The organism is Nonomuraea sp. MG754425 (genome assembly GCF_021699195.1).
In the GTDB taxonomy this organism is placed as follows: Bacteria; Actinomycetota; Actinomycetes; order Streptosporangiales; family Streptosporangiaceae; genus Nonomuraea.
In genome coordinates this window covers 1-26,443 of sequence record NZ_SSXE01000137.1, presented here as the reverse complement: position 1 = coordinate 26,443, position 26,443 = coordinate 1, and the positions used below count along the sequence as shown (strand labels likewise).

The window sequence follows — 26,443 nt, the reverse complement described above, 5'->3', positions numbered from 1 at the left end:
CGACAGCGGGCACGCCGCCGCAGGGCACCGTGCGCGTCTTCTGGCTCAAGCCGTCGGACGTGGCCTACGACCAGCGCTACCCGGACGGCGTGGCCAAGGTCATGCAGGAGGCGCAGCGCTTCTTCGGCCGGCAACTGGGCAAGACTTTCACGCTGAACGACCCGATCGTCGAGGTCGTCAACGGCGACCAGCCCAGAAGCTGGTACGAGAACACGCCGAACTGCGGCGAGAAGTACTGGTGGTCGGTGTGCAACATGCAGGCCGAACTGCGCCGCAAGTTCGGGCTCGGCGCACCGGACCGCCGCTGGGTCAACGTGGGCGAGGTCAGCGCGGAAGGCGAGGGCGCCGGCGGTGGCGGCGGCAACGGGTGGGTGATCCTCAGCGGCCACGACGCCGACGGCGCCGCGGGCATCAACGGCCCGATGAACCGCTGGTACGGCGGCATGGTGCACGAACTGGGGCACGCGTTCGGGCTGCCCGACGCCACGTCCACCGACGGCACGTGCATGTCGGCGTCCTTCTACAGCTACCCGAACTGCACCTTCAGCCAGGCGCAGAAGAACGGCATCCTCAACGGCCCCTACGGCGGCTTCCTCACCTGAGCGGCGGACCGGGAGGCCGGCCGGACCGGCCGGCCTCCCGGTTCAGGACGCGGGCGCGATCTCGCCTCCGATGCCCGTCTCGTTGCCGTCGGCGTCGTGGAAGACCCACTTGCAGACGTTCCCGTGCTGCTCCGTGTCCACCGGTCGCAGCCCGCGTTCCGCGATCCGGTCCACCTCGGACGCCGGGTCGTCCACCCAGATCATGCCCACCGCCCCGCCGGCGCGAGCGGCATCCTCGATGACGTAGACGTATCGGTCCTCGTCCAGTCGCCACACCGCTTCGATGTCGTTGGGAAAGAACGCCGGCTCCTTGCCGAGCAGCTTGGTGTACCACTCCACGGCGCTCTTGCAGTCGCGGACGGGAATGCCCGCGAAGATCCCTACTGCCATTGTCGGTCTTCCCTTCTGCCGGGACCCCGGAGGTCCGGCTCTCAACGGGTATGGACCAGGAACGTCCGCAAAGGTCATCGCGACCCCGGACCCTCGGCCTGACCGACGCCCTGACCAGTGCCGGCATCAGGCGAGCGACCGGGCCCGCGATCCGGCGCCCCTCCGTGCCGTCGTCTCACCAGGCACCGCCGCCGCCTCCTCCCGAGCCGCCCCCGCCGCCACCGTAGTGGCCGCCGGCGGAGCCGGAGCCCGAGTAGCCGCCGTACGAGTGCCCGGAGTGGGTCCCGCGGCCCTGCGCGCGGGTGGCACGACGACGCCTGCGCAGTTGGTCGATGAGCGCGTATCCGACGATGAGCAGGAGGCCCCCGCCGATCACGGCGATCGTCCACCGGACCGCGGGGTCGTCGAGGCTGGTGCGCATGTTGTTCAGGTGCGCGCTGCCGCTGCCGAACGCCACATCGGCCCCGGCGGGGTTCGCGTCGAGCAGACCGCGCGGGAGGGCCAGTTCGGCGGTGCGGGCCCGGCCGGGGGCGATGCCGCGTTCGGTCAGGGTGGCCGTGCGGGTGGCCGCGTCGACGGTGAGCGCGGGGTCCCTGGCGCTTTCCAGGACGCCCGCGCCGGGGTCGCGCTCGCGCGGCAGCCGGATCTCGACGCGGAGCAGGTCGAGCCGCTGCGGCCAGTTCTCGCCCCAGACCGGCAGGCTGAGGAACGCCTGGTCGTCGTAGGCGGTGACGGCGCCGCGCAGGGTGTAGCGGACGGCGAAGGTGCGGACGGAGCCGGGGGCGGCGGCGAAGTACCAGGCCACGCGCTGTCGCCCGCCCTCGCAGCAGGCGGTGCCGAACGTGCCGGCCGGGCGGTGCACGCCTTCGGCGGCGTCGGGGCCGCGTCGGTAGACGGTCTCGCCCTCGCTGACCGAGACGTCCTCGACGCGTGTCTCCGGGCCGAGCGGGATGTCGAGGTAGGCGCCGTGTCCCGGCCCGTGCCAGGCGAAGGTGTGCTGCTCGGTGACCGTGACCCGGCCGTCGGCGGCGACCTGCGCCAGCACGGCGGTCTCGGAAAGGGTGTAGAGGGGGTCGCCGGCGGTCGCCGCCCCCGTGGACGCGGTGCCGGCGAACGGCAGCATGCAGAGTGCGCAAATGAGCGCCGTCAAGCCACCCATCGTCCCCCTCGGCGGGATCGGCGCGGGCGTCCGAACCAGGATCAGCCTACGTCGAGCAGCAGTCCGGCGAGCTCGGCCGGCATGGTGATCATGCAGTCGTGCCCGGTCGGCAGTTCCCGCACCCGCGCCGGGCTGCCGTTGGGCTGGATCGCCGGGACGGGCCGCCGCTCGATGCCCTCGGGTACGCCGGCCACGCAGTGGATGTGCGTCCGCGCGATCGTGCGCACGGCGGGGTTGTCCAGCCGGACCGGTTGCCGCAGGCAGAGCGCCGACTGGTCCGACAGCATCGTCCGCAGCCACGCCAGGTCCGCCGGATCGGTGACCCCGAACAGGCCCAGGGGCGGCGGCGCCTCGGGGAGCGGCGGGATCCGCCAGCCCGTCCCGGACCGCGCGGCCCGCTCGATGAGGGCCCGGGTCATGGGCTGCACGTCGAGCGCGCTCTCGCCGTCCTCCGGGACCATCGCGTCGAGATAGACCAGATGGGCGATACGGTCCGGCACCCGGTTGGCGGCCGAGGAGATGACCAGCCCGGCGTAGCTGTGGCCCACCAGGATCACCTCGGTGAGGTCCTGCTCGACGATCAGCCCGACGATGTCGTCCACGTGCGTGTCCAGCCCCACCTCGGGGCCGAGCAGATGCGCCTTGTCGCCATGGCCGGTCAGTGACGGCGCGACCACCCGATGCCCGGCCGACGCCAGCGACGGGACCACCCGATCCCAGCATCGCCCACTGTGCCAGGCCCCGTGTACCAGCACATATGTTGACATGATGGAGCTCCTTGTTCTCGGCGGGACCACCGGCTGATGCGTCGGCGTTCGTCCCGGAGGCAAGGTTTCCGCCCGCCCGCCGGCCGAGCCAGAGCCCCCGCGATCCTGGGGGTGACAGGACCAGGTACGCACGAAGGCACGCGCACTACAGTGGCGAGATGAGCGACGGATCCAACGTGCTGGGCGACTACGTACGCGCCCGCCGCAAGCTCGTCACTCCCGAACAGGCCGGTTTCCCCTCCGTGGGGGTGCGCCGCGTGCCGGGCCTGCGCAGGGAGGAGGTCGCGATGCTCGCCGGCATCAGCGTCGACTACTACCTGCGCCTGGAGCAGGGACGCGACCGCAACCCCTCCGCGTCGGTCCTCGAATCCCTCGCCCGCGTGCTGCTGCTCGACGACGACGCGACGGCCTACCTGCTACGCCTCGGGACGGCGAAGCCCCGGCGACGGCGGCGGCCCCGTAAGGAGAGCGTCCCCGCGGGCGTCGCCAAACTGCTGCGCACGCTCCCGCTCCCCGCCTACGTGGAGGGCCGCTGCTTCGACGTCCTGGCCGCCAACGCGCCGGCCACCGCGCTGTCGCCGCGACTCGTGGCCGGGCGCAACCGCCTGCGTGACGTGTTCCTCGACCCCGCCGAGCAGGCTCTCCACCCGAACTGGCAGGACGCCGCGCAGGGTATGGTCGCCGGCTTCCGCGACTCCGTCGGCACCGACACGGACGATCCCCGCTGCATCGAACTCGTCGGCGAGCTCTGCCTCGAAAGCCCGCACTTCAGCACGCTCTGGGCCCGTCACGACGTGAAAACGTGCGAAGGCACGCCCAAGTACCTGGACCATCCCCAGGTGGGCGGCCTGTGGCTGAACCGGGAGCGGCTGGGCGTCAGCGGTGCGGCCGGGCAGACCCTCGTCGTCCTCCACCCGGACCCCGGCACCGACAGCGCGGACAAGCTGGCGCTCCTCGCGTCCCTCACCCGCACATGACCTCCTCCCCCGCCGCGCAGCGCCTGAGGCCGGGGTGGCGTTCAGGCGCTCGCGGCCAGTGCGGCGTCGTCGGCCGCCGCCTCCTGCTCCGTCCATGGTGATGGGGAGGGGTGGTCCAGATGCCAGCGTACGGACTGGGCGACCCGCCCGGCAGGGTCACCGGCGGACCAGCCGAGCAGCGCGGCGGCGCGGTGGGAGGCCACGAGGACGTGCTGGAGCGGTGCGCCGGCCAGCGCCAGCCCGGGCGGAAGGGCGGCATCGGGGACGCGCACGAGCTCGGCGGACGAGCCGGCGGCAGCCAGAATCTGCCGGAACCAGCCTCCCAGGGTCAGGGTGCGTGACTCCCCGATCGTGAGGGCCTGTCCGTCGGCGGCCCGGCTGTCCAGCGCGGCGAGTACGGCCGAGGCCAGGTCGTCGACGTGCAACCGCGTCCAGAGCAGGTTGGCCGCGCCGACGGGGATGCGCTCACGCCCGGCGCGAACCCTGCGGAGAATGAGGTCCTCGCGGCGTTGCCCGTCATGCGGGCCATAGATCATCGGCAACCTCAGCACCACCGCGCCACGGGGCAGCCACCGCTCCTCGACATCGAGTTTCTCGTAGTCGTCCGGAACGCCCGGCAGGCCCGCGCCACGGTAGGGGTAACGATCGCGGCGCAGCTCGGACTCCTCGTCGAGGGGCATGGCGGCGAGCTCACGGCCGGTGTTCAGTCCGGTGAACGCCTGGTAGACGTCGACGCTGGACAGCACCACGGTGGGGACGTCCGGCAGGACCGGGAGAACCGCTTCCACGTCGGCGCCCGTCAGCGCGAAGGCGTCGACCACCGCCTCAGGGGCGAACCGGCGCACGCGGGCGGCATGATCGGCCAGCGCCCGCCGGGCGGTGCGCAGGTGAGACACCCCCGGCAGGTCCTCGGCCACGGTCGTCCCTCGATGGACCACCAGGACCTCGTCGCCGCGCTCGGCCAGCCGCCGGGTGATCCGTCTGCCGGTGAATCCGGTACCGCCGAGAATCAGGACTCTCATTCGACTGACTCTGGCACGTCCCGAGGCATCGTGGGCGGTACGTGATGCCGTCGGTTGAGCCGGCACCCCCGTCAACTACGCCACCCGGTGTAGCCGGTGATGGTTCGCCCGTTGGATGCCGTCGGCCGCGGTGCGCGGAACTCTTGTTCCACTGCCTCTTTCGGAACGGGAGTCCACATGTTGCCGCTACTCATGGCCGGCGTCCTGGCCACCACCGCGGTCGCCGATCCTCAGGTGATCGGCTGGATCGAGCAGAACGCCCGGCAGGAGATCACCGAGGAGTCGATCGGCGGGGCCACCGTCGTCGGTCTGGGCGAGTCCACCCACAACACGCACGAGGAGGCCGCGATCAAGTTCGGCCTCCTCAGATACCTGGTGGAGGAGAGGGGATTCCGCTCGATCGCCTGGGAGGAGGACTGGACGACGAGCGTACGGGTCAACCGGTACGTCCTCGGCGGCCAGGGCGGCCTCGACGCGCTCATGGGCGAGCTGACGACGACGTGGCGGACCCGCGAGGTACGCGACGTGCTGGCCTGGCTGCGCTCCCACAACGCCGCCCACCCCGGCCGCATGGTGCGGTTCGTCGGCGTGGAGTACTACGCCACCCGCTCCCTGGCGCACGACGCCGTCTCCTCGTACGTGGCCAAGGCCGCCCCGTGGCGACTGCGGGAGCTGCGACGCCACCTGAGGTTCATCGCCCCCCGCCACGAGGACACCCGGGCCAACCTGGACTGGTACCGCGCCGAACCGAACAAGCGACCCTTCATCAGCCACGCCCGCGCGGTCTACGAACTGGTCGAACGGCTGCCCGAGAACGACGACCAGCAACTGGCCCTGCACAACGCCCGCCAGATCCTCTCCTGGTACGAGGCTTTCAGCCTGCCCTTCGAGGAGATCTACGCCTACCGCGACGCCCGCGCGGCGGAGAACCTGCGCTGGTGGCAGCGCCGTACCGGTGACAAGGTGGCCTACTGGGCGTCGACCGCGCACACCGCCGCCGCGCCGGGCCTGCGGCTGACGCTCGGCGGCCCGCCGCTCGTCTTCGACAACGCCGGCTCCTACCTGCGCCGCTGGTACGGCGACCGGTACCGCTCGATCACCGTGCTGTTCGACCACGGGACGCTGGGCACCGGCTCCGGCTGCGGCGTGGCCCCGGCTCCGGTGCCGCGCCCGGACGCCGATTTCGCCAACCGCGTCTTCGGCGACGCCTTCGCCGGCAACGGCCCCGCCCAGTACGTCGTGGACCTGCGGAACAAGGCGCCGCAGGCCGTGAGCGAGTGGCTGCGCGCCCCGGCGAAGGTACGCGGCTACGCGGGCTACGACCCGGCGTTCGCCCAGAAGTCGTACATGGAGGGCGGGTCGCTGGCGCAGTGGTTCGACGTGGTCGTCCACCGGCAGGTGATCACCCCGTGCACACCGCTCTAGCTCTGTTCGCGGATACCCGGCGAGCCGTTCTCGGGGTCCTGCGGTGACGCCGGTCGGGCCAGCGGCCGGTAGGTCAGGTGCAGGACGCCGTTCTCGAAGGCCCGGTGCGCCTCCAGGCGCAGGGTCAGAGGCGGGGCATCGGCCGGGAACAGGCGGGTGCCCCGGCCGAGGGTCAGCGGATAGACGAACAGGTTGAGCTCGTCCACCAGGCCGTCGGCGAGCAGGGCGCGCACCAGGGTGCCGCTGGCGCTGATGAAGATGTCACCCTCGGCCGCGTCCTTGAACCTCCGGATGGCGTCGGGGTCGTACGGGCCCAGGATGCTGGAGTTGCGCCAGGTCGGCGTGTCCAGCGTGGTGGTGACCACGTACTTGGGCGTGTCGTTGAAGAAGGACGCGTGCGGGTCGTCGGCGTCGGTGCGCTCGCCCCACGGCCCCTCGAAGAACCGGTAGGTGACTCGGCCCAGCACGATGGAGCGGCAGCGTGCGGTGATGCCGGCGACGGCGTCGTTCATGGCGTCGGTGAAGGGGTAGCCGGCCGACCAACCGGGGTCGTCGATCACGCCGTCGGCGGTGATGAACTCGTGGACCAGGATCTTTCCCATGTGCGATGTCTCCGTGGGGAGGCCGCCCGCAGGCGCGGGCGGCACAGGCGGTGATGTGGTCGTGGCGAACGGGCGATCTCAGCGCTGTCTCAGCCACTCGGCGAGGGCGTCCGCCAGGTGTTCCGGCGACACGTCGTGGTCGTCGCCGGGCAGTTCGCGAGCCGTGGCGTTCGGCAGGACGGCGGCGATGGCGTGGGCCGCCTCCGTGAACCCGGGGAAGGCGTAGGCGCCGTAGGTCACCAGCGTGGGGACGTCGATCGAGGCGAACCGCTGGAGGGTGGTGAAGTCTCCGCTCATGGTGTCGCCCATGGCGGCGGCGTCGTTGGGCAGCGAGGACGCGAGCTTCTCCAGGCCCGCCCAGTAGGGCTCGGCGCGCATCTGCTCGACGGCCTCCTCGGGGAACGCGCAGGCTTCGACGAAGAACAGCGTGGCCGCCTCGCCGGGACGCCCGTCGGCCAGCGCCTGCTGGACCCGCTCCCGGTAACCGGGGGCGAGCGGAGGCCGGGACGGCCCGACCACGAAGGGCGGCTCCCACAAGGCGAGCGCGGTGATCGGCAGACCCGCCTGCACGCCATGCAGCGCCAGCACCCCGCCGGAGGAGAAGCCGAGCACGGCGGCCGTGCCGCCGGCCTGGCCGATCAGGGCGGCGATGTCGCCGACCTCCGCCTGGATCGCCTCGTCCACCGTCAGAGCCGGATCGGCGGGCCCGCTCTCCCCGCGCCCGCGCCGGTCATAGGTGATCACCGTGTGCTGCCCGGCCAGCCTCCGCGCGAGGCCGGCCTCGGTGGATCGAGCGTTCCGGTAGTCCATGGCACCGTTGACGATCACGATCCCCGGCCCGGAACCGACCGCGGTGAACGCGATCTCCGTCCCGTCCGCCGAGCGGGTGGTGCCATTGATGGCGGTCATGTCCTTCTCCTTGGCTGTGAAACAGTGCGGAGATTTCCCGCCGCGCTGCTTTTCTCCGGACGCCGAAGCGTTCTTGAGAGTATGAACTCTCGCGCCTGTCCGGGAAAAGGAAAACCGTCCGGACATTGATCGGACATTTCGCAGCGATCCTTGAATTCCAGTGGCTCCGGTGAACTGCTCCTGTTATTCGCTTACCCCCGGGAGTGCCTGGATCTCGCGCCGGACATCGGCGGCCTTGGCGTCACGGACCCGGGAGAAGATGGCCAGTGACTTCCGCCAGGCGCTCTCCGCGTCCGCCGGTCTGCCCTGGGAACGATAGGCGCGGCCCAGGTTGAAAATCGCCATGGCCTCTCCCCGGGGGCTTTCGATCGCCCGGCACACCGAGATCGCCTCAAGGTGGTGCTTGACGGCGTTTTCGTGGTCTCCCAGAGCGGAATAGGCGCGCCCCAGATTCGTGATGTTGGTCGCCTGCACGAAGAGCGCCCCGCTGCGCCGGTTGATCTCCAGTGCCTGCGACCAGCAGGCGATCGCCGAGCCGATGTCCCCCAGGCCGAAATGCGCCTCACCGAGGGTGTCCAGCGTGTGCGCATGACCACGCTCGTACCCTGAGTCGGACACCACCGCGAGCGCCTGCTCACACCGCTCTCGCGCCGCCACGTAGTCGCGGACGTCTATGGCGTTCATCGCGATGTTCCCGAGGACCTTGGCCTCGCCGCGGCGGTCGCCGCCGTCCCGGATCGCCGCCAGCGCCTGGTGCAGATAGCGGGCCGCGTCCTTCGGGCGGAGGAGTTCGGAGGACGCGTTGCCCATCGCGCTGAGCAGGTGCCCCTCCAGCCGGCGGTCCCCGATCTGCCGCACCGCTTTCAGGGCGGCCCGGTGACCGGCGAGCAGGTCGTGGTGGTAACCGTAGTGAAAGAGGTACACCTGCAGCAGGTAGGCGATCTGGCCGGCGGCGCGGGGCTCGCCGTTGTCGTGGGCCCAGGCGGGCAACGCCGTCAGCGTCTGGTGTTCCAGGTCGCACCAGCGCAGGGCCGCGGACAGGTCGGAGAAGCCGACCGGCTCCATCGACCGGCTCAGCTCGCCCAGGTCGCCAAGAGGCTCACGCATGCGACCGGGTGTGAAGGCGACGTCGGCGGCGTACATGCCGTGGCTGAACCAGGTCAGCAGTCGGGACACGGCCTCGGCGCGCGTCGCGGGGGAATCGTGGCGGCGGCTCTCCTCGGCGGCGTACGCGCGGATCAGGTCGTGCAGTTCGTAGCGGTCTCCGTGCTGCTCCACCAGGTGGGTGGAGACCAGCCGGTCCAGGTGCCTGCGCGCCTGCCCGACCGGGAACCCCGACAGGGCGCCGGCCGCGACCAGGCCGAAGTCGGCGCCGGGATACAGCGCGCCCACCGCGCGCAACATCCACGCCGCGTCCCCGTCGAGCCGCTGGTAGGACCAGGAAAGGACGGTCCGCAGGTCCGAAGGGGCGTCGTCGCCGCTGTAGAAGACCTCGAGTCGTTCGCGTCCGTCAGCGATCTCTTCGACGATGTCGGGCAGAGCGACGCCGGGCTGCCGCGCGAGACGTTCGCCGATGATCCGCAACGCCAGCGGCGAGGTGTCACACAGGTTCATCAGCCTGCGCACGGCCGGATCAGCAGCCGAGATCGTGCTGCGGCCGGACACCCGGTTGAGCAACTCCGCACAATCGCGCAACCCGAGCGGCGGGATGCGGATGCGGGCGGTGGCCTCGCGCACGGCCAGGCTGCGTAACTGGTCGCGGCTGGTGACGACGACGGCGCAGCCGTGTGCGGGCAGCAGCGGGCGAACCTGCTCACTGTCCAGCGCGTTGTCGAGCAGGAGCAGCAGCCGGCTGTTGGCCGTCCGGGTGCGGAACAGCGCGGACGCCGCCGCCAGATCGTCGGGAACCTCGTCCGGGGCCACACCCAGACTGCGCAGCAGCACGGCCAGCGCGTCCAACGGCTCGACCGGACGCAGTGTGCCGAACCCCCGGAGATTGACGTACAGCTGCCCGTCCGGGAAGTCGTCCGCGACCGCCGAGCACCACTGGAGCGCCAGCGTCGTCTTGCCCATTCCGGCGCCACCGACGATCAGCACCGACAGATGCGCCCCCGCCGCCGACTCCTTGTGCAGGTCGTCCAACATGGCCAGTTCCGTACGCCAGCCGACGAAATGCGCGGCGACCGGCGGGAGCTGCCGCGGTGTGCTGTCCGGCTCCGGCCGGGATCCGGCGGTCACCCAGGCCGAGAAGGCGCGGGCCGCGGCGGCCAGCTCCTTCTCCTCCGGGGTGCTCAGGCTCAGTGCCTTGGCCAACCCGTAGACAGAAGTGCTCCGGGGGCGATGCGCCAGGTCGAGTTCGAGCCGGCGAATGGTGCGGACGTTCAGTCCGGCACGGTCGGCCAGTTGCTGCTGGGTCAGCAGCGCCCGTTCCCTGTGGGCCCGCAGCAGGGCTCCCAGGCTCGGCCCGTTCCCCACCGTGCCGGCGTCCGCCGCTTTCTCTTCGTCAATGGACATGGCGTGATTCCGTGAACGTCAGCGAACAACGGCCAGAGCCCTGGAAGGGCGCCGGGCGGGGGCCGGGGAGCCTGACGTTCATCGTCGTGTCCTTTTCATGCCCCCACACTCGTCGAGGCATGCGGCCGCGTCGTCCGTCCACGGTCGTATCCGGAATCTACACTTCACCGCGTATTCAGCGCCGGCGCACTACTCCCGACCGACAGCCTTTTCCGCCGGCGAGGGCGAATGCCCGGCAAATGTCCGGGTACCGCCCTTGCGCCGGGCATGACCAGCAATTAGTGAGGCCCGGAGAATGTCCGATCTCTGTCTCTTGACGCTTTATTCATGCCACGGCGAAACTCGCCCTATGCGTTCTCCACTGAGGGCACTGACAGTCGGATTCGCCCTGACCTGCCTGACCGTAGTAGGCACGACAAGCACCGCCCACGCCGCCGATGGACAATTGACATTGAGCAGTGGGTCCGCCAGTCGCACGATTCTCTACGACACCTGTCAACCGCCGCGGCAATTCCCCTTCCAGCAGTTCCAGATCGACGCCTTCCACAACCAGCCGAGTCCCGGATGCCAGGCACTCCTGATCAACCAGGCAGGGGCGAGCACGGTGTTGTGCGTCGGACGCGGAACCGTACCGGCCGAATTCCGTCAGGTACGCCTCGTCCAGCTCCAGCCGGGCACCGCGCCGCCCTGCGGCTTCGGCACGACCTCAACCGGCTGACCCATCCGCTCCCGGGCCGTCAGCCGGTGATCGGCGTCAGCGGCGGTGCTCCCGACAGGACGGCGCGGACGTTGTCGGCCGCCAGCCGGGCCATCGCCGTGCGCGTCTCCGTCGTGGCGGAGCCGAGGTGCGGCACGAGCACGACGTTGTCGAGGTCGAGCAGCCCGGGATGGACGCGCGGCTCGTCCTCGAACACGTCGAGCCCCGCGCCCGCGATCACCCCGCTCTTGAGCGCCTCCACCAGCGCGGCCTCGTCCACGACCGGGCCGCGGCTGGTGTTGACCAGGTACGCGGTCGGCTTCATCGCGGCCAGCGCGGCGGCGTCGATGAGGTGGCGGGTGGCCGGGGTCAGCGGGCAGTGCAGGGTGAGCACGTCGGAGGCGGCCAGCAGGTCGGGCATCGGCAGGTAGGACGCGTCGAGCTCGCGCTCCACCTCGGGCGCCGCGCGGCGCCGCCCGGTGTAGGCGACGCTCATGCCGAACGCCCGCGCCCGCCTGGCCACCGCGCGGCCGATCTCGCCGAGCCCCACCACGCCGAGCAGCTTGCCGCCCACCTGCGAGCCGAGCATGAAGTCGAGCGCGAAGCGCCACGGGCGGCCGGACCGAATGAGCCGCTCGCCCTCGCCGAGCCGCCGGCTCACCGACAGCAGCAGCCCCATGGCCAGGTCGGCGGTGGCGTCGGTGAGCACGCCCGGGGTGTTGGTCGCGGTGACGCCGCGCTCGCGCAGAGCGGGCACGTCGAGGTTGTCGTAGCCGACGGCGACGTTGGCCACCACGCGCAGCCCCGGGCCCGCGGCGTCGGCCACCGCCCCGTCGATCCGGTCGTGCAGCATCGACACGATGGCGTTCGCGCCCGGCACCGCCGCACGCAGCTCCTCCGGCGACAGGGGGCCGCCGTCTGGCGGCGTCCACAGTGTCCCGGCGGCGGCCAGCTCGCCGAGCACCGCCTCGGGCAGGCGACCCGTCACCACCACTTTGAACGTCGTCATGGTCTCCACCCTAGTGATCGTCCACGGCACGGGTGTCCCAGGCCCCCGCGCCGCCCGAGGCGCGCACGGTGCTCACCCAGGCGGCTCCGCCGTCGACGGAGAGCACCTCGCCGTTGACGTAGCCGGCGTCGTCGCTGAGCAGGAACGCCACCGCCGCCGCGACCTCCTCCGGCGTCCCGGTGCGCCGTTGCGGCACCGTGCTCCCCCTGCGCCGCATGTCGGCCGCGGCGGCGGGCGACGCGGCGGCCGGGCCGGTGGGCACCAGGCCGGGGGCGACCGCGTTGACCCGCACGCCCTTCGGCCCCCCGTACACGGCGGCGCCGCGGACCAGGCCGATCAGGCCGTGCTTGGACGTCTGGTAGGGCAGCAGGTCGTGGCTGCCCCGCAGGCCCGCGATCGACGAGGTGACCACGACGGCGCCGCCGCCCTCCTGCCGCTCGTAGCGACGGAAGGCGGCGCGCACGCCGAGGAAGGTGCCGCGCAGGTTGACCGCGATGACCCGGTCGAACTCCTCGACGCCGACCTCGGTGAGCGGGGTGAGGCTGCCGGCGACGCCGGCGTTGAGGTGGTGCAGGTGCACCGCGCCGAAGGCGTCGACGGCGGCGCTCACGTACCCCTCGACCTCGTCCTCGCGTGACACGTCGGCCGCGACGGGGAGCGCGGGCCCCGGCAGGCCGGCGGCCACCCGCTCGGCTCCGGCGGCGTCGACGTCCACGACGACCACGCTCGCCCCCTCGTCCGACAGCCGCCGCGCGCTCGCCGCGCCGATCCCGCTCGCCGCCCCGGTGACCACCGCCACCTTCCCCGTCAGCCGTCCGCTTGACATCCGCTCTCCTTCACGTCGCAGGCCGCTGGCTCATACCGGTCGATGATGACGTACGACCGATCACGGGGCATCGAGCACCGCCTCGCGCCGGGTCGCCGCCTCGGAGCGCCGGATCCGCGCGTCGAGCACCAGGGCGAGCACGGACGAGCACAGGATGCTGACCCCCAGCACCAGCACGGCGAGCGTGAAGTCGCCGGTCGCCTCGCGGATGAGCCCCGTGACCTGGGGACCGATGTAACCGCCGATGTTGCCGAGGCCGTTGATGGTGGCCAGCCCCGCGGCCAGCGCCGAACCCGCCAGGAACGTGGACGGAATGGAGAGCTGGATCGGGATGCAGCAGTACAGCCCCACCCCGGCCACGCAGAACCCGGCGATGGCCAGCACCGGCTGGTCGATGAGCAGCCCGGCGGCCAGGAACCCGACACTGGCCGTGGCCGCCGCGGCGGCGAAGTGCCGGATGCGTTCCTGGGTGCGGTCGGAGTGCCTCGACCACCACACCATCGGGACGACGGCGAGGACCGGCGGCAGCGCCGCCACCCAGCCGATGGCGTTGGTGTCCAGCCCGAACTGGCTCAGGATCTGCGGGATGAAGAACTGGTAGCCGAACAGGCTGAACGCGAACAGGATGTAGACGACGACCAGCACCGCGACCCGGGGGTTGAGCACGCCGCGCCGGAAGGGGTGCGCCGCGTGCCCGCCGAGACCCGCGCTCTCCCTTGCCAGCTCCGAGGTGAGCCAGGCTTTCTCGTCCGGGTCCAGGAAGCCCACGTCCGCGGGCCGGTTGCGGATCACGAGGTAGAACACGAAGCCGAGGATCACCGGCGGCAGCCCCGTGACGAGGAACATCCACCGCCAGCCGGCCAGGCCGAGCAGGCCGTCCATGCCGGTCATGATGTGCGCGGAGATCGGCGTGCCGAACCCGGACAGCGGGACCGCGATCACCATCAGCGAGATGGCCGCCGCGCGCTGGGCCGGCGGGAACCAGCAGGCGACGAAGAACAGCATGGCCGGGGAGAAGCCGGCCTCGGCGATGCCGAGCAGCAGACGCAGCAGCATGAGGCTGATCTCGCCCTGGGCGGCCGCGGTCGCCATCGTCACCAGGCCCCAGCTCACGATGATGCGGGAGACCCACACCCGCACCCCGACGCGGGAGACGATGTAGTTGCTCGGGATCTCGAACAGGGAGTAGGTCCAGAAGAAGATCCCGGCGACCAGCCCGTAGATCGCCGGGGTGATGCCGAGTTCGGCGTTCATCGTCAGTGCGGCGACCGAGACGTTGAGCCGGTCGAGGTAGAGGGCGAAGTAGCAGAGTCCCAGCAGGGGCAGGAAACGCCACATGACCTTGCGTAGCGTCCTGGTCCGGATGTCCACCGGTGGGGTTGTCATTGGGTCGAACCTTTCTGCGCGGCCGGCGGGATGCTCGCCGCCGGCCGCTGACGTCCTGCCGGGCGTCAGCGCTGGGTCAGAAGCCGTCGGAGATGGTCCGCGGACGGCGGCACGGAGATCGCCGTCACGAGGACGGCGGCGACTCCCCCCGGTAGCCGATCGTGCGGCGGCAGCTCGTGGCCGAGCCTGGAGTGCACGGCCAGCGACCCCCGGGCGGCGGCGGCCAGCTCGGTGACGGTGCCGAGCAGCCGGTCGCCGGACTCCGTACGCAGGACGGAGTTCAGCAGCGGCATGGTGAGTTCCGCGCCGGCCTCGTGGTAGCGGCCGAGCCGCTCCGCGGTGCCGGCGCGGTCGTGTTCCAGGCCGTCGGACCTGGCCACGAACAGCAGCCCGGAGCGGCTGCGGGCCTCGGCGATCAGGTCCGCGAACTCCGTGGCGGGCAGCAGGGTCCCGTCGGGGCGCGAGTCGCCGATCACGATCGCGGCGGCGCCCGCGTCCGTCGCCTCGGCGCAGAGCCCGGCGGGGTCGCCGAAGCCGTCCTCGCCGTCCACGATCACGGGGACGGGCGAGCTGCGGCAGATCAGGCGTACGTAGGACAGGTAGGTGTCCGCGCCCCAGCGCGGGATCATCGGCTCGTCGAACAGGGCGCGCCCGACCGCGCCGCCGGAGACGAAGACCGCCCGCGCCCCGGCGGTGGCGGCCATGCGGGCGCTCAGCGGGTCATGACAGCCCGGGACGAGCAGTGGACGGTCGCGCAGCGCGGCGCGCAGCGTGGACGGTGACATGGGCATGCTCCTTGACCACACGCACGTCGTGGTGGTGTGGGGTTGACGGGGCCGTCAGCTCGACCGGTAGGCCGCGTAGCGCCGCCACGCGTCCGTGATGGCCTGCTTGAGCGAGCCGGCCGCGTTGCTGAGGAAGTGCGCGTCGATCTCGGCCAGCACCGGGCCGATGTCGTCGGCGAAGTTCACTCCCACCAGGAGTTCGGACACCCAGTCGCGGACCATGCCGGCGATGGCGGTCGAGTCGACCTCGATGATCGCGCCGGTCTCACGGTCGATGCGCAGGCTGACCGTGAGGAACTCGCTGGCGCCGTGGACCGCGGAGGTCCTCGGCACCTTGGCGTATCCCACGACGATCAGGCTTGCGCGCGCACCCATAGGGGCAGTGTGCCACCACTCGGTGAGCGAGGCCGTCATGGGGCCTGCTCCGTCAGCTTCTCGACCTCGGCGGCGTCGAAGTCGACGAACGTGGTGACCGGCTCGGCCACGGGCCGAGGGGTCTCGCCGTCGTCGTACAGGCCGACCGCGTGGGCGGCGAGGGTCGGGTCGCGCTGGAGGCCGGGGGCGTGCACCTCGACCATGGTGCAGGGCTCGTCGGACCTGTTCCAGGCCCAGTGCACCGCGCCCGCCGGGATCCGCAGGAAGTCACCCGTCTCCAGGCGGAACGCCCGGTTCTCGATGAAGATCCAGACCTGCCCGGCCCGCAGCCAGTTGAGCTGCTCGCAGTCGTGGGTGTGCGGCTTGGAGTGGTAGCCGGGCGGGCGCGTCGCGATCATCAGCGAGGCCGCGTCGCCGTACACCGCTTTGGTGACGAAAGACGTGGTGCCCATGTCGGCGAGTTGCTCTCGCACTTCGGTACCGGAGACGTGCAGGGTCATGGTGGCTCCCTCGGCGCGCCGGAGGCGGCGGCGACGAAACGGCGGCGCGAGGGCGACGCCTGCCCAAGGGAGAGGGCCCGACGGTGATGCGGGTGGACCGGGCATCCTGCCCGGCAGGCCACATCGTCGAGATCCGCTGTTGGTAGGTGTGAGGCTAAACGAAACGTTCGACCAGCCGCAAGACCTTGTTTCCAAACTTTGCCGCGCTGCTCACCCGCTCGTGAGACGGGCGGTGAGCGTGGCGCTCACCAGAGTTCGCCGAGGCTCGACAGCGCGAGGATCGACAGGACCCCCAGGGAGAGGCGTCCGCTGTAGAGCTGCGCGCGCACGACGCTCACGACGATCACCCGGAGCACGGCCACGAACAGGGCGGCGCTCGCGGCCGCCCCCATGACCCGCCGCCGCCTGCGCCACCGCGCGACCGGCTGCCGGTCGGCCGGTGCGGGCTCGTCCGGGGTGCGGGCGGCGTCGCCCAGGTCGCCCGCTCCCCTCGGGGAGTCGAGTTCGACGGGGGGACGTGGCACCGTCCTGCCCTCGCGGCTCCATCGCTCGGCTCTCTGCCGTGCCTCGCGCACCCGTGCGGCGGCCTGGTCCGCCCGTTCGCGGCAGACATGGGCTCGTGCGGCGGCTTCCGCGGCGCGTTGCCGGCAGAGGGCGGCGTAGTCCTCGTGTGCTTGCCGACCTTCCACGGTCTCAGTGTGCGCCCGTCGTCAATGTCATTTCCAGGATTCTCACCGCCCTTCTCGGACAACGACGCCACTCGCCCGATCAAGCCCCAATACTGTCCGCGGGAAACTCTCTCCTGGCGGGACGAGGACCGCATGATGACGGATCGTGTCGCCCAGGTGAGCGCCTGGATGGACGAGCGGGCCGAGGACATGGCCCGGCTGCTGGAACGCCTCGTGGCCGTCGAGTCGGAGAACCCGCCCGGCCGCGCCCTGGGCCGCTGCGCCGACGTCCTGCGCGAGGAGATGGACCGCCTCGGGCTGTCCCCCGAGATCCTCACCGTCACCGGCGCTCCCGGCGAATGGGACCCACGTGGTCTGGGATGCCGCCAATCATCTGGGCCGGCGCTGACCGACGGGTGACCCGGCTCGGCGGACACGGGGCCGGAGGACATCAGGGCCGCGACGTTCGTCCAGTTCGACGATCTGGTCTCACGCGTTCCCTTACGCCGAGGTCAACCTGAACATGAATCCCCGCCTGCCTCCTGGGGCGGCTGATCCCGGAGGCGTCGGCTCAGGTCATGGCTCGAAACCTATTCGATGGGTCAGCAAGGTTATTTGACGTCAAGTACGGCTTTGCCGTTGATGCGGCGGGCGAATAGCGCGTCGGCAGCGGCGGCGACGTCGTGCCAGGTGCTGCGCCAGGCGATCTGGGGGTCCAGGTTGCCGTGTTCGAGCAGGGTCAGCAGGTAGGAGAGGTCTTCGCCGAGGAGATCGCCGAGGAAGAACGCGTTGAGACGTCCTTGGCTCATCTTGTGCGGGGTGTCAAGCGGGATGGCCTGACCGGAGACGGTGCCGATCCATTCTGCGGTGGCCCCGGGGGCCAGCAGGGCGAAAGCGGCGGCGAGCTGGGGTCCGGCTACGTTGTCCAGGATGCCGTGCAGCGGCGCCTGGACTCCGTGCAGGCCGGTGACGAGTTGGTGGGCGCCGAGGGCGGCAAGTCCTTCGGCGCGCTCCGGGCTGCCGACGGAGGCGATGACGTGGGCGCCCGCGCGGGCGGCGAGTTGCACGGCGAAGCGCCCCACCCCGCCGGAGGCACCGGTGACCAGTATCCGCCGTCCGATGACCCCGCCGAGGTCGCGCAGGGCACGAAGGGCGGTGACCGCCGCCACCGGCAGTGTGCTCGCCGCACCCGACTCCACCGTGTCGGGGACGATCGCGAGTTCGGCCGTGTCCACCGCCCGTAACGCACCCCAGGCCCCGCCCCAGCCGAAGGTGACCACGCGGGAACCGGCGGGCGGTCCGGAGCCGTCCGAGGCGCCGCGCACCACGATCCCGGCCGAGTCCCATCCCGGCACTGTCCCCGGCGTGTTGCCGGCGATGTTGCGCAATTCCCCATAGTTCAGCGAGATTGCCTGATTCTCGACCAGCACCTGTCCCGGGCCGGGCAGCGGGTCGGGCGCATCGGCCAGTCGAATTCCGTGGGATGCGGAAGGGTCGTGGATGAGAGCTTTCACAGTGAGATCGCCGCCTGATGTGTGTGATGGTCAAGACAGTCGGATGACGACGCGGCCGGTGCAGCCGCCGCGTCGTACGTCGCAGAACTCCTGCGGCCCCTTCCCTATGTGGTCCAGGACCGTCTCGCGTAGCGGATTGCGCCCGAGCGCAGCCGACGGCCGAAATGCTTGCCGTGGTCGGTGACGGTGCGTGCGTGGATCCGCAGCCGTTCCGCGATGATCAGCGGTTGGTTCAGCGCGGCGTCGCCTCGTCGCCGTGTCCTAGCATCTGGCCGGTCATGGCACCGCAGAGCAGGACGCGCCCGCCTGCGTTCATGACCTCGACCGTGGCTTCCCGGGGACTACTCCGGCATTGTCGAAGGAGACGTTGATGCCGTCCTGGGCGGCGGCGGTGAAGGCCGAGCAGGTGGCCATGGCCGAACATGGGCCGCTCGGGGAGCAGCGTGGTGAACTGGGCCCACAATTGCTCGATCAGCCCAGCGGGATGTTCCTCGTACAGGCAGCGGATCGGGCTGTCCTGCGCGGCGCGTGGGATGGTGTGCTCGCCCAGCCGGGACGTCCGCAGCACCTCGCGATCAGGCGACCCGCTCGTCTGCGGTGTCGCCGGGTGCCGCCAGCCAGGGCATCCGGTGGATGAGGCTGTCGCGCAGCCGGGTGAGGGTGGCGATGCGCTCCTGCAGCTCGGCCACCCGCTGCGCGGCGACGGCGTTGGTGGCGGCGCACGGCGGCACGTGGCAGAACACCTCAGGCAGCTCGGCATCGAGGTAGTCCAGGAACGACTTCACGTCCTCGACGGTGAACCCGCAGGCCAGCAGCTCACGAATGTTGCGGACGCGGAGGGTCGCGCCGGGCTCGTACACGCGATACCCCGCGGCCGTACGGCCGGACCCCAGCAGGCCCTGCTCCTCGTAGTAGCGCAGCGCACGGGTGGTGGTTCCGGCCTTCGCGGCCAGTTCACCGATGAGCATCACGGGCACCTCCGGGTCCAACGTACGGCTTCACGTATACGTCAAGGTCAAGTCCCGAACCGGACCACCGTCTTCCCGGTGTATGCGCCTTTCACGAGATCGAGGAGGGCCTGCGGTGCGTTCGCGAGCCCGTCGATCACCGTCTCGTCGTAGACGATCGCGCCTTCGCTCAGCCAGGTACGGAACTGCGTGGAGAACTCCGGAGCACGGTCACGGTGATCGCTCACGGTGAAGCCGCGCATGGTGAGGCGCTTGCCCATCACGCTGAGCAGGTCGCCCGGCCCGTCGTCAGGACGGCCTGTGCTCTGCCGGTCGAGGGATCCGCACAGCGCGATGCGGCCGTGCGGGCTCATGACCTCGATCGCGGCACGCAGGTGTTCGCCACCCACGTTGTCGAAGTAGACGTCTATGCCTTCGGGGGCGATCTCGCGCAGCCGGTCCACGATCGGGCCGTCGTGATAGTCGAAGGCCGCATCGAACCCGAGTTCGCCGGTCAGATGAGCGGCCTTCCCGGGTGATCCGGTGCTGCCGATCACTCGAGACGCTCCCTTGAGCCGGGCGATCTGGCCGGCCATGGTCCCGGTGGCTCCAGCCGCGCTGGAGACGAAGACGGTGTCTCCGGGCCGTAGCTCCGCGGCGTCCATGAGCCCGACATAGGCGACCAGTCCGGAGCCCAGGTGGATAGAAGGCGTCGGGTAGGCGTCCCGGTCGACGCGGTGGAACAGCCCGGCCTGCGCCACGGCGTACTCACGCCAGCCGAACCGGTGCATCACCAGGTCACCTGTGCCTAGTGACGGATCGGCAGAGGCGACCACTTCACCGATGGCGGCTCCGTACATCACCTCGCCGATCTCATAGCGAGGCATCGGCAGATCGGAGGCCCCGGCGATCAACATGAGCATGGCGGGCTCGAGCGACATGAACAGATTGCGGACCAGTACGTGACCCACTGCGGGCTCAGGGACGGCGACCTCGATGATCTCGAAGTCGCCGGGACCGGGCAGGCCCTTCGGACGTGCGACAAGCCGGGCCTCCAACCCAGTGCGGGAGGTGCCGGAGAACATTGGATCCTTCGAAGGTGCGTTCATGCCGACGACGGTAGGGATTGACCCATGCGTGAAGGTCAAGCCGTCCTCCCGAATGACGGCCCGGAAATATACCCGGCCGCACCCTGGGTCCGAAGGGGATCGAGCGGTTCATCGCGGCCACCGGAGTCGAGTCGACGATCATCCGGCCGGGAACGCTCGCGTCAAACTCGCCGGCCTGGTGGGCGTCCGCGATCCGGGCCGGCGAGGTCGTCCGGTGGCCTTACGGCGCTGCGTGCCACGTTCGGGATCATCAGCGACACCGAGATCACCGCGAGCGCACCCGCCCACGCGGCCGGCACCGTCGACGTGTAGGGGCAGTTCCCTAAGAGGGCATCTGATCTAGATCTTGAACTCTATGTCTGTTTTAGTCATATTTGATGCGCCAGGTTTGGGTTGATTCTCCAGTCAATGTCCGGCTCATTATGTTAGCCATCGCCCAATAGATCATGGAGCGGGACCGCTGCGGGAGAGTCTCGTAGTCGCGCACCAGCCGCCGATGCTGCATGAGCCAGCCCAGCGTTCGCTCGACCACCCAACGACGCGGTAGGACCTGAAACCCGCTGCCGGCGCCACACTTGACCACCTGGATATCGATCCCACGCTTGGCGCCATGCCGGATCACCGTGTTGTTGTAGCCGCCATCGACCCAGGCGGCCGCCACGGTGGGGTGGTCGGTGGCGATCCCTTCCTGTCAAAATAGACATAGGCAACAAATGTGCATGAAACTCTGTGCTGAAGGTGGGGAAGGAGACATCCCTTCGTGGGAGCAAGCAAGCCGGATCCGGAGATCCCTGATCCCCAGGTACGCGAACGGGCCAGTGCCCGCCGTTACTCCGCCGCCTACATGGCCCGGCTCTCCCGGCGCAGCAGCGCGCCCTTGCCGCCGCCCCGCGCACGGCGGCGGCCGACTCGGCCAGGTCCCGCCGCGGAGCGGGCGGTCAGCGTCAGCGGTCCCGGGAGGCGGACGGCGTGCCCGCGTGGTTACCCACTGGTCATGCGACAGGTGATTCTGTTCCGTTGTGAACCTTGAGCCGGAGTCCGCGCCGTGCCTCCCCAGCAGATAGTTGCAGGCTGTAACTGTATAGATACTCATAGCGATGGCTTGGTGGTGGTAACCAGTTCTCAAAGGCGGTGGCACGCATCGGCCCCGCTCTCAAGGAAAGGAACCCCTGACCATGACCCTCGACCTCGCCACCACGGCGGCCACCTACGAGCCGCCCACCATCGAACAGGTCGGAGACTTCGCCGAGCTCACCCGCGGCACACTCATGCAACCGATCAGCCCCGACAGTTGGAGCAGCATGTGGTGGTACTGGGAGCAGTAGAAGGTCAGGCTGTGGGACTGGCTCTTGACGGCGCCTGGTTCGTGGCGCTGCCTGATAGCACCACCAATCAGGCGGCGGCGCAGGCGGCCCGGCTGACCGGCCTGCCGGGGGCCTCGGTGCTGCTGCGCCATGCCACTGGCCGGCCCTGCCTGATCGGCGCGCTCACCGCCACCCCAGTGGTGAGCGCGCAGGCAGGGCCGGTCTCCGTGGCGGTGATCGGGTGCTGCCCGGTCACCGCTGCCGATCTGGCCCGGCTGGCCGCCGGGGTCACGCGTCTGGACGACGCCGACCTGCTGCCCGACCGGCTGCCGGGCAGTTACCACCTGCTGGTCGCCCTGCACGGCGCGGTCCGAGTGCAGGGCAGTGCCTCGGGCCTGCGCCGCATCTTTCATGCCCGCCTCGACGGCACCGCCGTCGCCGGGGACCGGGCGCACGTGCTGGCCGCGCTGACCGGGGCCGGCCTGGACACTGAGCAGATGGCGGTGCATCTGCTGCGGTTCACGCCGCCGGCCCTGTCCGGCTCGCTGTGGCAGACGGTGACGGCCGTGCCCGCCGGCAGCGCCGCTCACCTGGAGGCCGGCGGGACGGTGCGCATCCGCCGCTGGTGGCAGCCGCCCGAGCCCGACCTGCCGATCGCCCAGGCCGCGCCCGCGCTGGCCGACGTCCTGGCCGAGGCGGTGGCCGCCCGCGTCCCGGCCGGCGGCGTCGTGGCGGCCGACCTGTCCGGCGGGCTCGACTCCACCCCCCTCTGCTTCCTGGCTCAGGACGCCGCCCGCGAGCGCGACGCCCGCTTGATCACCATCCGCAAAGAGGTGGACGACCCGGCCCACGACGACGCGGCCTGGGCGGCCAAGGCCGCCGCCCACCTGGACGCCGAACACGTGGTCACCGCTCCCGGCGAGCTGCCCGCGTGGTTCGCCGGCGTCGCCGAACCCATCGCCGGACTGGACGAACCGCTCGGCGCGGTGAGCTCCCTGCACGAGATCCGCGCTGTGGCGGCGCTGCTGGCCCGCCACGGCGCGAGCGCGCATCTGACCGGGTTCGGCGGCGACGAGCTCACCCTGACCGGCGACGGATACCTGCACGATCTGGCCCGGATCCGGCCGCTGGCGCTGTGGCCCCGGCTGCGCCAGGTGCGCGCCCGGCGCCGCTGGCCCCTGACCGCCACCATGGCGGCCCTGGCCGACCGGCGGCCCTACCCCGTCTGGCTCGCCGGCCAGGCCGACCTGCTGACCGCCCCGCAGCCTCCGATCAGCCGGCCCAGCCTCGGCTGGGACGGCCAGCTACGGCTGCCTTCCTGGATCGGTCCTGACGCCGCCCGCACCGCCGCCCGGCGCCTGCGCGAGGCCGCCACCAGCGCCACCCCGCTGAGCGAGCGGCGCTGCCAGCACCAGGCCATCGCCCTGCTGCGCCACAGCAGCGCCACCGTCAGCCCTGTCCAGCAGCTCCTCGCCGGCCACGGCCCCGCGCTGCACGCCCCCTACTACGACGACCACGTCATGCAGGCATGCCTGGCGACCCGGATCCAGGACCGGGTCCGGCCCGGCGTCTACAAGCCGCTCATCGTGGCCGCCATGACCGGCCGGTTGCCCGCCGGCAGCCTGGCCCGCACCACCAAAGCCGCCTTCGGTGCCGTCTTCACCCACGGGCTGCGCCGCCACCACGACCAGATCGCCGCCCTGGCCGAAGACTCGCGCCTGGTCGCGCTCGGCCTGGCCGACCAGACCGCGCTGCGCCGCGCCTGCTCGCGCCCCTCCGCGTCCGCCACCTTCGGCATCGACCTGGCGATCCTGGTCGCGGCGGAGAACTGGCTACGCGCCCTGCCCCATGCCGACCACACCCTCCAACCCGCCACCGGCCACCGGCCCCACCCTCCAGAGAGCACTCCATGACCGTCCGGCTACGCCCCTACCTCACCCTCACCCCCGTCGAGACTCCCCATGGCTGCGAGGCGGCCGTGCTGGACGAGCGCACCGGCCGCTACCACCGGCTGAACGCCACCGGCCTGATCATCGTGCGCGCCCTGCTGGACGGCCACGACACCGCCGAAGCGGCCCGCCGCCTGGTCGCCGCCCACTCCGGCGCGGCACCGAACGCCGACGCCGCCGACGCCGCCTTCGTTACGGCCCTGCGCGATGCCGGACTGCTCACCGACGCCGAACCCGGGGGCAGCCGATGAGCGTGCCCATGACCCCAAGGAAGCCGACTACGTCGGCTCCAACGTCGGGACACCCGACGAGCTCACCCGGCTCCTCGCGCTGATCGACGACGGACAGGTCGTCCCCACCATCGAGCCCATCGCCTTCACCGACATCGGCGCCGGTCTCACGCGCCTGGCCGCCGGACAGGTCACCGGACGCCTCGTCGCCGTCCTCTGACGGCCGGGCACGACCCCACGTCCCGCACGTGCCTCACAATCCATTGGATACCTGTAAGGCACGTACCTCGAACGCGTACAGGTCTCACATGCCTGACGCTCCGTCAGCGCAACGCCGCCGGGTGGGGTTGCCACGGTTGTAGCCGGTCAGGCTCCCAGCAGCGCCGGGTACCTCGGCGTCCCCATGACCTCCACACTCCGACTCGAAGCAGGCACATCGCACAGAGCCGGCAGGCCCGACCGGCTCGAACATGTCGAGTTCGGCGTTGCACGGCGAGCGGGATCCCGCCGGCTGGTGTTGAGGATGTACGGGCGAAGCCCGTGCTGTTGCGATCCATGGTGAAGACCATGGCCGAGACGTTGATGTCGGCCGAGGCTGACAGCCTGTGCGGGGCCGGCTATTCAAGGCTGAACAAGGAGATCCGCCGCCGCACCGACGTGGTCGGCATCTTCCCCGACCGACCTGCGATCATCCGCCTTGTCGGCGCGGTGCTGGCCGAGCAGACCGACGAATGGACCGAAGCCCGCCGCTACATGGGCCTGGACATCCTCGCCAAAGCCCGCGTCCGGCTCATCACCGGCGACACACCGGCCCAGAACCCACTCCCACAGACACTTACCGCTTAACCTGCAGAAACAGGATCACGCGAAGATCGATTCATCCACCACGTCCGTGGACGTGACCCGCGTCCGCGGCACCGGCAACCGGTGCGCCGACAACCGTGGGCCGAGCGGGCTACGGGCGCGCGGACAACCGTGAGCTGAGCAGGCGCAGCCCTTCGGGGAGGGCGTCCGTGCCGATCGCGCCGTAGCCCAGGACCAGGCCGGTTCTGGGAGGGGACGTGCCGCAGTACGCCTCCAGGGGCTCCACCGCGAGGTCGGGCGCGGGCCGTACGGAGACGCCGAGGGCGCAAAGATGCAGCCCGGCCGTGGACGGGACCAGGAACTCGCCGAGCGCCGCCACGATCAGGGCGTGCCTGGCCGCGTACTCGCGGGTGGCCTTCCTGATGTGCCTGGCCAGCAGGCCCTCGTCGATGAACCGGGCCAGGGCGGCCTGCGTGGGCAACTCGCCGTGCCAGTCCGACAGCCGTCTGGCCGCGCGCAGGGCGGGGGCGAGCGAGGCGGGAGCGATCAGGAAGCCGAGCCTGAGCATGGGGAGCAGGGTCTTGGAGAACGAGCCCACGTAGATGACGCGACCGGCGCGGTCGAGGCTCTGGAGGGGTTCGAGCGGCCGGGCGCCGAAGCGGAACTCGCTGTCGTAGTCATCCTCGACGATCACCGCCCGGCGGCGTTCGGCCCAGGCCAGCAGCGCGGCCCGGCGGGCCAGTGACATGGGCGTGCCCAGGGGGAACTGGTGCGACGGGGTGACGTACACCAGGCTCGCCGCGTGGGGGATCGCCGTGACGTCGATGCCTTCGCCGTCCACCGGCACGCTCGCGACCCTGGCCCCGAGCGAGCGGAAGAGCAGCCGGGCCGGCGGGTAGCCCGGCTCCTCGACGGCCACGACCGCGCCCGGCTCGATCAGGACGCGGCCGACGAGGTCGAGCGCCTGCTGGGCGCCGTTGGTGATCAGCACGTCGTCGGGCCCGGCGTGGACCGAGCGGCTGAGGCCGACGTGCCGGGCGATGGCCTCGCGCAGGGGCCCGTGGCCGGCGGGGTCGCCGTACCCGGCCGCGCTCGCGCGCAGTTCGCGGGCCACCAGGCGGCGCCAGGTCTCCATGGGGAACAGCCGGGCGTCGGGGACGCCGACCCGGAAGTCGTACCGGGCGGTGGGCGGGCCCGGAGGAGGGTCCAGCCCGGCCCAGACGGTACGGGGGCGTACGACGCCTTCGGGGGCGGCCCTGCCCCTGACCGGCTCCGCCGCGACGAACGTGCCCGCGCCCGCCCGGCCCACGAGGAACCCGTCGGCCCCGAGGCGGTCGTACGCGAGGGCGACCGTGTTCCTGGAGACCTCCAGGCGGCGGGCCAGTTCTCTGGTCGGGGGGAGCCGTTCGCCGGATCGCAGCCGGCCGTCCAGGATGGCGTCGAGGAGTTGCCGGTAGATCTGCGCGGCCAGGTCACCGCGGCCTTCGAGGCTGAGGTGAACGTCCATCTTGGCCCAATCAATTAGCTCGATATTGGAGCTTATATCGGGACAAGTTGGGTCGGACGATGGGTGCATGGCGGTCGTTCCCCCAACCTTCACGAAACATCGGCGCATCCTGGCGCAGGCCCAGCTCGCGAACTCCATCGGCGACGGGGTCTACCTCGTCACCTCCGCGTTCTACTTCGCCCAGATCGTCGGCCTGCCGGCCGGCCAGATCGCTCTCGGCCTGACGCTGGGCTGGGGCGTCGGCGCGGTGGCCGGCGTCCCGCTGGGTCACCTCGCCGACCGGCGCGGCCCGCGCGGCGTCGCCGTCCTGCTCGCCCTCGCCACCGCCACGGCCGTCGCCTCGTTCCTGTTCGTCCGCTCGTTCGCGCCGTTCGTCCTCGTCGCCTGCCTGTACGGCACCGCGCAGACCGGCCTGTCGGCCGCCCGCCAGGCCCTGCTCGCCGCCCTGGTCGAGCCGGCCGGCCGC

At 71.1% G+C, this 26,443-nt stretch carries 29 protein-coding genes and 2 pseudogenes; 11 read left to right on the top strand and 20 right to left on the bottom strand.

The window, feature by feature from the left end; translation table 11 throughout:
* Positions 1–602, top strand: a 602-nt coding sequence (locus tag FAF44_RS36715) for a hypothetical protein (protein ID WP_237107948.1), incomplete at its 5' end; no start/stop codon positions are given.
* A gap of 42 nt (positions 603–644) precedes the next feature.
* On the opposite strand, the gene FAF44_RS36710 is transcribed toward FAF44_RS36715, so the two are convergent.
* From FAF44_RS36710 to FAF44_RS36700, 3 genes are all read right to left on the bottom strand, one after another.
* Entirely contained in the window at positions 645–992 is a 348-nt protein-coding gene (locus FAF44_RS36710) for a VOC family protein (protein WP_237107947.1), read from the bottom strand.
* A 175-nt stretch (positions 993–1,167) separates the two neighbouring features.
* Positions 1,168–2,142 carry a DUF2207 domain-containing protein gene (locus FAF44_RS36705; protein ID WP_237107946.1) on the bottom strand — a complete coding sequence of 325 codons (975 nt, stop codon included), beginning with the start codon at positions 2,140–2,142 and terminating at the stop codon, positions 1,168–1,170.
* Positions 2,143–2,192: 50 nt separating this feature from the next.
* Entirely contained in the window at positions 2,193–2,918 is a 726-nt protein-coding gene (locus FAF44_RS36700; RefSeq protein WP_237107945.1) for an alpha/beta fold hydrolase, read from the bottom strand.
* A gap of 158 nt (positions 2,919–3,076) precedes the next feature.
* Here FAF44_RS36700 and FAF44_RS36695 point away from each other — a divergent pair, with 158 nt between their 5' ends.
* Positions 3,077–3,895 carry a helix-turn-helix domain-containing protein gene (locus tag FAF44_RS36695; RefSeq protein WP_237107944.1) on the top strand — a complete coding sequence of 273 codons (819 nt, stop codon included), beginning with the start codon at positions 3,077–3,079 and terminating at the stop codon, positions 3,893–3,895.
* 41 nt (positions 3,896–3,936) lie between these two features.
* Here the strand turns inward: FAF44_RS36695 and FAF44_RS36690 are convergent, their stop codons facing one another.
* Positions 3,937–4,917, bottom strand: coding sequence for an NAD-dependent epimerase/dehydratase family protein (locus FAF44_RS36690; RefSeq protein WP_237107943.1), 981 nt, complete (start codon positions 4,915–4,917; stop codon positions 3,937–3,939).
* A 177-nt stretch (positions 4,918–5,094) separates the two neighbouring features.
* On the opposite strand from FAF44_RS36690, the gene FAF44_RS36685 reads away from it, so the two are divergent.
* Positions 5,095–6,342, top strand: a complete 1,248-nt coding sequence (locus FAF44_RS36685) for an erythromycin esterase family protein (protein ID WP_237107942.1) — start codon at positions 5,095–5,097, stop codon at positions 6,340–6,342.
* On the opposite strand, the gene FAF44_RS36680 is transcribed toward FAF44_RS36685, so the two are convergent.
* The 3 genes from FAF44_RS36680 to FAF44_RS36670 all read right to left on the bottom strand — a co-directional run bounded on the left by FAF44_RS36680 (position 6,339) and on the right by FAF44_RS36670 (position 10,367).
* The gene (locus tag FAF44_RS36680; protein ID WP_237107941.1) at positions 6,339–6,944 is read right to left on the bottom strand and encodes a dihydrofolate reductase family protein; all 606 of its coding nucleotides are present in this window, start codon (positions 6,942–6,944) and stop codon (positions 6,339–6,341) included. The genes FAF44_RS36685 and FAF44_RS36680 overlap by 4 nt on opposite strands.
* A gap of 78 nt (positions 6,945–7,022) precedes the next feature.
* Complete coding sequence (locus tag FAF44_RS36675) at positions 7,023–7,853, bottom strand: alpha/beta fold hydrolase (RefSeq protein ID WP_237107940.1); 831 nt, start codon at positions 7,851–7,853, stop codon at positions 7,023–7,025.
* A 183-nt stretch (positions 7,854–8,036) separates the two neighbouring features.
* Positions 8,037–10,367, bottom strand: coding sequence for a tetratricopeptide repeat protein (locus FAF44_RS36670; protein WP_237107939.1), 2,331 nt, complete (start codon positions 10,365–10,367; stop codon positions 8,037–8,039).
* Positions 10,368–10,716: 349 nt separating this feature from the next.
* On the opposite strand from FAF44_RS36670, the gene FAF44_RS36665 reads away from it, so the two are divergent.
* Entirely contained in the window at positions 10,717–11,085 is a 369-nt protein-coding gene (locus tag FAF44_RS36665; RefSeq protein ID WP_237107938.1) for a hypothetical protein, read from the top strand.
* A gap of 19 nt (positions 11,086–11,104) precedes the next feature.
* On the opposite strand, the gene FAF44_RS36660 is transcribed toward FAF44_RS36665, so the two are convergent.
* From FAF44_RS36660 to FAF44_RS36630, 7 genes are all read right to left on the bottom strand, one after another.
* Positions 11,105–12,073: a D-glycerate dehydrogenase gene (locus FAF44_RS36660; RefSeq protein ID WP_237107937.1), complete on the bottom strand. Its 969-nt coding sequence runs from the start codon at positions 12,071–12,073 to the stop codon at positions 11,105–11,107.
* 10 nt (positions 12,074–12,083) lie between these two features.
* On the bottom strand, positions 12,084–12,899 hold the full coding sequence (locus FAF44_RS36655) for an SDR family NAD(P)-dependent oxidoreductase (RefSeq protein ID WP_237107936.1): 816 nt from the start codon (positions 12,897–12,899) through the stop codon (positions 12,084–12,086).
* A 60-nt stretch (positions 12,900–12,959) separates the two neighbouring features.
* A complete protein-coding gene (locus FAF44_RS36650; RefSeq protein ID WP_237107935.1) occupies positions 12,960–14,285 on the bottom strand; it encodes an MFS transporter in 1,326 nt (441 codons plus the stop codon).
* 65 nt (positions 14,286–14,350) lie between these two features.
* The gene (locus tag FAF44_RS36645) at positions 14,351–15,070 is read right to left on the bottom strand and encodes an isocitrate lyase/phosphoenolpyruvate mutase family protein (RefSeq protein WP_237107934.1); all 720 of its coding nucleotides are present in this window, start codon (positions 15,068–15,070) and stop codon (positions 14,351–14,353) included.
* A gap of 54 nt (positions 15,071–15,124) precedes the next feature.
* Positions 15,125–15,445 carry a DUF3870 domain-containing protein gene (locus tag FAF44_RS36640; RefSeq protein WP_237107933.1) on the bottom strand — a complete coding sequence of 107 codons (321 nt, stop codon included), beginning with the start codon at positions 15,443–15,445 and terminating at the stop codon, positions 15,125–15,127.
* Positions 15,446–15,480: 35 nt separating this feature from the next.
* Positions 15,481–15,945, bottom strand: a complete 465-nt coding sequence (locus tag FAF44_RS36635; RefSeq protein WP_237107932.1) for a cupin domain-containing protein — start codon at positions 15,943–15,945, stop codon at positions 15,481–15,483.
* Positions 15,946–16,190: 245 nt separating this feature from the next.
* Positions 16,191–16,634 carry a hypothetical protein gene (locus FAF44_RS36630; protein WP_237107931.1) on the bottom strand — a complete coding sequence of 148 codons (444 nt, stop codon included), beginning with the start codon at positions 16,632–16,634 and terminating at the stop codon, positions 16,191–16,193.
* A gap of 132 nt (positions 16,635–16,766) precedes the next feature.
* Between FAF44_RS36630 and FAF44_RS36625 the strand changes: the two genes are divergently transcribed.
* Positions 16,767–17,033 (top strand): hypothetical protein, encoded by a 267-nt coding sequence (locus FAF44_RS36625; RefSeq protein WP_237107930.1) that lies wholly within the window; start codon positions 16,767–16,769, stop codon positions 17,031–17,033.
* 191 nt (positions 17,034–17,224) lie between these two features.
* On the opposite strand, the gene FAF44_RS36620 is transcribed toward FAF44_RS36625, so the two are convergent.
* The 5 genes and pseudogenes from FAF44_RS36620 to FAF44_RS36600 all read right to left on the bottom strand — a co-directional run.
* Entirely contained in the window at positions 17,225–18,001 is a 777-nt protein-coding gene (locus FAF44_RS36620; protein ID WP_237107929.1) for a zinc-binding dehydrogenase, read from the bottom strand.
* Between the two features lie 358 nt (positions 18,002–18,359).
* Positions 18,360–18,695, bottom strand: a complete 336-nt coding sequence (locus FAF44_RS36615; protein WP_237107928.1) for a hypothetical protein — start codon at positions 18,693–18,695, stop codon at positions 18,360–18,362.
* A 7-nt stretch (positions 18,696–18,702) separates the two neighbouring features.
* Positions 18,703–19,095, bottom strand: a complete 393-nt coding sequence (locus FAF44_RS36610) for a MerR family transcriptional regulator (protein WP_237107927.1) — start codon at positions 19,093–19,095, stop codon at positions 18,703–18,705.
* Positions 19,096–19,142: 47 nt separating this feature from the next.
* Positions 19,143–20,183 carry an NADP-dependent oxidoreductase gene (locus tag FAF44_RS36605; protein WP_237107926.1) on the bottom strand — a complete coding sequence of 347 codons (1,041 nt, stop codon included), beginning with the start codon at positions 20,181–20,183 and terminating at the stop codon, positions 19,143–19,145.
* Positions 20,184–20,547: 364 nt separating this feature from the next.
* Positions 20,548–20,742 (bottom strand): annotated as a pseudogene (locus FAF44_RS36600) (transposase); the annotation flags it as partial.
* A gap of 616 nt (positions 20,743–21,358) precedes the next feature.
* On the opposite strand from FAF44_RS36600, the gene FAF44_RS36595 reads away from it, so the two are divergent.
* The 5 genes and pseudogenes from FAF44_RS36595 to FAF44_RS36575 form a co-directional block, all read left to right on the top strand.
* Entirely contained in the window at positions 21,359–21,508 is a 150-nt protein-coding gene (locus FAF44_RS36595; protein ID WP_237107925.1) for a lasso RiPP family leader peptide-containing protein, read from the top strand.
* Positions 21,509–21,519: 11 nt separating this feature from the next.
* Positions 21,520–23,400 (top strand): asparagine synthase-related protein, encoded by a 1,881-nt coding sequence (locus FAF44_RS36590; RefSeq protein WP_237107924.1) that lies wholly within the window; start codon positions 21,520–21,522, stop codon positions 23,398–23,400.
* Complete coding sequence (locus tag FAF44_RS36585; RefSeq protein WP_237107923.1) at positions 23,397–23,687, top strand: PqqD family peptide modification chaperone; 291 nt, start codon at positions 23,397–23,399, stop codon at positions 23,685–23,687. Before FAF44_RS36590 ends, FAF44_RS36585 begins: the two co-directional genes overlap by 4 nt.
* Positions 23,644–23,886 (top strand): hypothetical protein, encoded by a 243-nt coding sequence (locus FAF44_RS36580; protein ID WP_237107922.1) that lies wholly within the window; start codon positions 23,644–23,646, stop codon positions 23,884–23,886. The genes FAF44_RS36585 and FAF44_RS36580 overlap by 44 nt, the downstream gene beginning before the upstream one ends.
* Positions 23,887–24,290: 404 nt before the next feature.
* Positions 24,291–24,512 (top strand): annotated as a pseudogene (locus tag FAF44_RS36575) (transposase); the annotation flags it as partial.
* Positions 24,513–24,621: 109 nt separating this feature from the next.
* Here the strand turns inward: FAF44_RS36575 and FAF44_RS36570 are convergent.
* On the bottom strand, positions 24,622–25,977 hold the full coding sequence (locus FAF44_RS36570; RefSeq protein ID WP_237107921.1) for a PLP-dependent aminotransferase family protein: 1,356 nt from the start codon (positions 25,975–25,977) through the stop codon (positions 24,622–24,624).
* Between the two features lie 67 nt (positions 25,978–26,044).
* Here FAF44_RS36570 and FAF44_RS36565 point away from each other — a divergent pair.
* The coding region (locus tag FAF44_RS36565; RefSeq protein ID WP_368857785.1) for an MFS transporter at positions 26,045–26,443 on the top strand (399 nt) is incomplete at its 3' end.